The sequence below is a fragment of the Micromonospora sp. II genome (genome assembly GCF_001709195.1).
Classification (GTDB): domain Bacteria; phylum Actinomycetota; class Actinomycetes; order Mycobacteriales; family Micromonosporaceae; genus Micromonospora; species Micromonospora chalcea.
Genome location: NZ_LYXF01000074.1, coordinates 1 through 4198, shown reverse-complemented (window position 1 = coordinate 4198; position 4198 = coordinate 1). Strand labels below are relative to the sequence as shown.

Below are 4198 nucleotides of genomic sequence, written 5' to 3'. Positions count from 1 at the left end.
CTCATTGCCATGGCCATGCTCAGCCTCGGCGGCCACCGACCCGAACTACCCCGCCCATGAACACCCGACCCACACATCCGTCACAAGACCCATAAATATGACTCAGAGGCATAAGCCGCAGAGGCGATGGTTACTTCCGGGGCAACACGCCCATGTGTCCGCACGCGCGGCAGACCGAGGCGAGGCGGGGTGGGAGTTGGCGGAGGGTGTGGGATTCGAACCCACGAAGACATCGCTGCCTTACCGGTTTTCAAGACCAGCGCCATCGGCCACTAGGCGAACCCTCCCGGCACGCCCCCGAGGGGTGCGCGACCGGGACCCAGTCTGCCACGAACCCCGTACCGGGCAAGCCGCCGTCCCACCTCCGTTGCGAGAATGTGTGCGTGTGGGAGAGTCCGGCAGTGGTGCTGATCAGCGGAATCATGGCCGCAGGCAAGTCCACAGTGGCCGAAGGGCTGGCCCGGCGGCTGCCCCGCTCGGTGCATCTGCGCGGCGACGTGTTCCGCCGCGTGATCGTCAACGGGCGGGCCGACATGACCGCCGAGCCGACCGACGAGGCGCTGCGGCAGCTCCGGCTGCGCTACGACCTGGCCGCCTCGACCGCCGACCGGTACGCCGCGGCGGGCTTCACCGTCGTACTCCAGGATGTGGTCCTCGGCGCGGACCTGCCGGCCATGGTCGGCCGGATCCGGCACCGGCCGCTCGCCGTGGTGGTGCTCGCGCCCCGCGCCGAGGTGGTCGCGGCCCGCGAGCGGGACCGGCCCAAGACGGGGTACGGGGACTGGCCGGTGGCGGACCTGGACGCCGGGTTCCGGGCCGACACGCCCCGGATCGGGCTCTGGCTGGACACGTCCGACCAGACGCCGGACGAGACGGTGACCGAGATCCTCGCCCGCGCGTGGACCGAAGGGCAGATCGGGTAAGACTGAGTCATGCGCGCGATCACGATCACGGAACCCGGCGGACCCGAGGCGCTCGTCTGGGCTCACGTGCCCGATCCCGAGCCCGGTCCCGGCGAGGTGGTCGTGGAGGTGCGGGCCAGCGCGGTGAACCGGGCCGACCTGTTGCAGCGGCAGGGGCACTACCCGCCGCCGCCGGGCGCGTCCGCGTACCCCGGTCTGGAGTGTTCGGGGACGGTGCGGGCGCTCGGTCCCGGCGTGACCGGCTGGTCGGTGGGTCAGGAGGTCTGCGCGCTGCTCGCCGGCGGCGGCTACGCCGAGCAGGTCGCGGTGCCGGCCGGGCAGTTGCTGCCGGTGCCGGCCGGGGTGGAGCTGGTCGACGCGGCGGCGCTGCCGGAGGTGGCCTGCACGGTCTGGTCGAACGTGGTGGACCTGGCCCGGCTGGCCGAGGGGGAGACGCTTCTGGTGCACGGCGGCGGCAGCGGGATCGGCACGTTCGCGATCCAGCTCGGCGTGGCGCTCGGCGCGACAGTGGTGGTGACCGCCCGCTCGGCGAAGCACGACCGGCTGCGGGAGCTGGGCGCCGCGCACACGATCGACTACCGGGAGCAGGACTTCGTGGACGAGGTACGCCGGGTGACCGACGGCCGGGGCGCGGACGTGATCCTGGACATCATGGGCGCGTCCTACCTGCCCCGGAACGTGGCGGCGCTGGCGACCGGCGGGCGGCTCGTGGTGATCGGCATGCAGGGCGGCCGCAAGGGCGAACTCGACCTGGGGATGCTGCTGGCGAAGCGGGCGGCGGTGCATGCGACAGCGCTGCGGTCCCGTCCGGACGAGCAGAAGGCGGCGATCGTCCGGGGCGTACGCGATCAGGTGTGGCCGCTGGTGGAGGCGGGCCGGGTCCGGCCGGTGGTGCACGCCCGGGTGGACATGGCCGACGCCGCCGCCGCGCACCGCCTGGTCGAGACCAACGACCACCTGGGCAAGGTGCTGCTGGTCCGGTGACGGTCAGCCCTGGCCGGGGCGCGGGAGCATGAGGCGCGGGCCGGGGCCCTCGTCGGCGAGCGAGTCGCCGGGGTTGTAGAGCGTGCAGCGCTGCAACGACAGGCAGCCGCAGCCGATGCAGCCGTCCAGGTCGTCGCGGAGCTTGCCGAGCAGCCGGATCCGCTCGTCCAGCCGGTCCCGCCAGGCGCGGGACAGCGCGGCCCAGTCGTCGGGCGTGGGGGTACGCCCCGACGGCAGCGAGTCGAGCGCCGCGCGGATCTCCTCCAGCGAGACACCTACCTGCTGGGAGATCCGGATGAACGCGACCCGGCGCAGCTCGGTGCGGGCGTAGCGGCGCTGGTTCCCGCCGGTGCGGGCGGCGTGGATCAGGCCGAGCCGCTCGTAGTAGCGCAGCGCCGAGGGGGCGACGCCACTGCGGTCGGCGAGCTGCCCGATGGTCAGTGTTGCTTCGTGCATCACACGGCCTTGAGTTGAAGTTCGCTTCAAGTCCGAGGCTATCGGTATGACGACGACCACCGCCACCGAGCTGGGCGCGCTGCTGGACCGGGTGCGCGCCGGCCGCGAGTTCGGCGCCAACGTGTACTCGACGCTGGACGTGCTCCAGGTGCTCTACGACCGGGTGCTCCGGATCACCCCGGCCACCGTGGACGACCCGGACCGGGACCGCTTCCTGCTCTCCAAGGGGCACGCGGTCGCCGGCTACTACGCGCTGCTCGCCGCCCGCGGCTTCGTACCGCCCGATTGGCTGGACGACCAGGGCGGCCCGGCCAGCCGCCTCGGCGACCACCCGGACCGCACGCTCGTGCCGGGCGTCGAGATCGGTTCCGGTTCGCTCGGCCACGGCCTCGGGCTGGGCGTGGGCACCGCGCTCGGGCTGCGGGCCCAGGGCCGCACCGACCCCCGGGTGTACGTGCTGCTCGGCGACGCCGAACTGGACGAGGGCTCCAACCACGAGGCGATCGCGTACGCGGGCGCGACCGGGCTGGGCAACCTGACCGCGATCGTGCTGGACAACCGCTCGGCCACGTACGGCTGGCCGGGTGGCGCGGCGAGCCGGTTCGCGGTGAACGGGTGGAGCGCCGCCACCGTCGACGGGCGCGACCACGACGCCCTGCACGCCGCCCTCACCGGGCACGACGATCACCGGCCGCACGTCGTCGTCGCGGTCGTCACGGACGGAGAGTGAGCATGAGCAGCACCATGCGGGACGCGTTCGTCACCAGCACCGAGGAGGTGCTCGCCGATCCGCGTACGACAGTCGTGCTCGCCGACATCTCCGCCGCCGCGTTCGAGCCGGCCGCCGCCCGGTACCCGGACCGGGTGATCAACGTCGGAATCCGGGAGCAGTTGATGGTCGGGGTCGCCGGTGGGCTGGCGCTGACCGGGCAGCGGCCGATCGTGCACAGCTACGCCCCGTTCCTGGTCGAGCGGGCGTACGAGCAGATCAAGCTGGACCTCGACCACCAGGGCGTCGGCGCGGTGCTCGTCGGCATCGGCGGCTCGTACGACCGGGCGGAAGCGGGACGCACCCACCTCGGTCCGGCCGACGTGGCGCTGATCGACACGCTCCACGGCTGGACCGTGCACGTGCCGGGGCACCCGGACGAGGTCCGGCCGCTGCTGCGCGACGTCGTGTGCGGGCAGGACTCGGCGTACCTGCGGTTGTCGATCCGGGCCAACGCGCGGGCGTACCCGGAGGCGGGTGACCTGCGGGTGGTGCGCGACGCCGGGCCGGGCGCGGCGCTGCTGGTGGCGGTCGGGCCGGTGCTGGACGCGGCGCTGGCCGCGACCGCCGACCGGGCGGTGACCGTGGCCTACACCCACCGGCCGCGCCCGTTCGACACGGCCGGGCTGCGGGCGCTGGCCGGAACCGAGGTGATGGTGGTCGAGCCGTACCTGGCGGGCACCTCGGCGCGGGTGGTGTCGGAGGCGCTGGCCGACCGGCCGCACCGGCTGCTGTCGCTGGGGGTGGGCCGCGAGGACCTGCGCCGCTACGGCAGCGCCGAGGACCACGAACGCTGGCACGGCCTGGACGCCGCCGGGCTGCGCCGCTCGGTGGACACGTTCCTCGGCTGAGCGCCCCGGACACGACGCAACCCCGCGACCTCGGCTCGTGCCGGGATCGCGGGGTTGCGGCGGTGCGGGCTCAGTGCGCGGCGGCGGGAGTGGCCGGGCGGCGGCGGGCGCGCTCGCGGGCCAGGATCCAGATCGCCTCGACGCCGTCCTTCCAGGTGATCTTCTTGCCCTCCTCGCGGCCCCGCGCGCGGTAGCTGATCGGCACCTCGTAGGGG

5 protein-coding genes, 1 tRNA gene and 1 pseudogene are annotated in these 4198 nt (G+C 73.7%); 4 read left to right on the top strand and 3 right to left on the bottom strand.

Translation table 11 applies throughout. The features are described from left to right. Positions 1-197: 197 nt before the first annotated feature. A tRNA-Ser gene (locus A8711_RS28350) sits at positions 198-287 on the bottom strand. Between the two features lie 96 nt (positions 288-383). Here A8711_RS28350 and A8711_RS28345 point away from each other — a divergent pair. Both A8711_RS28345 and A8711_RS28340 read left to right on the top strand, forming a co-directional pair. After that, positions 384-923 (top strand): AAA family ATPase, encoded by a 540-nt coding sequence (locus A8711_RS28345; protein WP_233607898.1) that lies wholly within the window; start codon positions 384-386, stop codon positions 921-923. A gap of 9 nt (positions 924-932) precedes the next feature. After that, entirely contained in the window at positions 933-1907 is a 975-nt protein-coding gene (locus tag A8711_RS28340; RefSeq protein WP_069089886.1) for an NAD(P)H-quinone oxidoreductase, read from the top strand. 3 nt (positions 1908-1910) lie between these two features. On the opposite strand, the gene soxR is transcribed toward A8711_RS28340, so the two are convergent. Next, a complete protein-coding gene (soxR, locus tag A8711_RS28335; RefSeq protein ID WP_030499370.1) occupies positions 1911-2363 on the bottom strand; it encodes a redox-sensitive transcriptional activator SoxR in 453 nt (150 codons plus the stop codon). 46 nt (positions 2364-2409) lie between these two features. On the opposite strand from soxR, the gene A8711_RS28330 reads away from it, so the two are divergent. Both A8711_RS28330 and A8711_RS28325 read left to right on the top strand, forming a co-directional pair. Then, positions 2410-3093 carry a hypothetical protein gene (locus A8711_RS28330; protein WP_069089885.1) on the top strand — a complete coding sequence of 228 codons (684 nt, stop codon included), beginning with the start codon at positions 2410-2412 and terminating at the stop codon, positions 3091-3093. 14 nt (positions 3094-3107) lie between these two features. Next, entirely contained in the window at positions 3108-3983 is an 876-nt protein-coding gene (locus tag A8711_RS28325; protein WP_043330831.1) for a transketolase family protein, read from the top strand. 70 nt (positions 3984-4053) lie between these two features. Here the strand turns inward: A8711_RS28325 and A8711_RS28320 are convergent. Further along, a pseudogene (locus A8711_RS28320) lies at positions 4054-4198 on the bottom strand (glycosyltransferase family 2 protein); the annotation flags it as partial.